This is a genomic window from Comamonas sp. HJ-2 (assembly GCF_053615495.1).
Window position 1 is genome coordinate 1 of sequence record NZ_JBSIFD010000068.1, and the last position, 1,232, is coordinate 1,232.

General features: G+C 54.2%; 1 pseudogene. It reads left to right on the plus strand.

Features of this window, described 5'->3' with window-relative positions:
- Positions 1-212: pseudogene (locus ACWGXF_RS24340) on the plus strand (hypothetical protein); the annotation flags it as partial.
- Positions 213-1,232 lie beyond the last annotated feature (1,020 nt).

Below are 1,232 nucleotides of genomic sequence, written 5' to 3' on the forward strand. Positions count from 1 at the left end.
CTCTATGCAAGGCCTATCTGCTGCCCGAACCGGATGCCCCCACGGTGCCACAGCTGATCAAGCCGCTTGAGCACTGCCACCTCATGCTGATCAATGGTGGCGGCCTGCGACTGAGTGGACAAGAGTGGAATGTCCACCATCGACACATAAGACAAAGCTGGTGGTGCTTGCCAGGGCCAGCACTGGGGCGCGCGCACGATGCACAACCCTAGTCACCCAACCCTGCTGCGCACGCCCGGACGATATGGCTTCCCCAATGAGCGCATCCTGCCAGGCAGCGCCAGCGACTACATCACAGAAGAGATCCACCCCGGATGGGTGCTTGTTGTCACCCTTGATGACGGGCTTGTGTATTTCGGGCCGGGCCCGGCAGGCGTTGTGCGATCCCCTGCTCCTTTCTGATCGAAGAGCACAGGTCTACTAACGACCCAAAGCAGCTATTCAGTCTCCCACGTCATCAAACTATCGGTGCCGCTTGCACCGAGGCTTATGAGCTTGATATCTACTTCAGTCGAATTGAATTGACTAGCGAAGCATGTCCTATATAGGTCTTGATCTCCGGCAATGTCTTTTGTGGTTGTTCCCCACGAATTTGGAGGGGTGTCAAAGACCGCCAGCAATTGCCTCAGCTCATTAATGCTCGGAGCCGAGCCTTCTTCGCAGAATGGAGGCGGTTGAACATGAACCCATGAAAGCTCGCAGGTCAGTAGAAGTTCTGTGAATGAGTCCAGCCAGACCTCGTCCAAGCTTGGAACTGCTGTGCGTATCCAAGGCCGTCGTTTCTCTAAGTTAATAACGGCGTCGTGCCGCTTTGCCGCAAAGTACGCTCTATCCCCATCTCGAATGGAAGTGGCATCGATGCGTGCATCCTGGGGTTGAAACAGTGCAAGCCAAACAATGGGAAGATGCCATTCTGACAACAGGTACGGGGAGCTGTTGGATTCGAGTTCAGTTCGAGTTGGGCGGGTTTCGTGTTCAAGAAAATAGAGTTCGCTGTCGCCCGACATGTGAGTCCCTCTCAAAAATTCTTCTATTACGAGCTCAGCTTAGCATTCGGCCAGCCACACGATGTCTATCGACTGAGTTATGTCCGCTTCTGGCCGTTTCCAGCCTGCCACCTAGTTCAAAGAGCCTGCTCTGAGACAATCCCGCCATGACTGTTAATTTCCACGCAAAACTGACCCGCCATTTCCATCTCAAACTGACCCACCCTTTGGCTTGAGCCGTAAGGC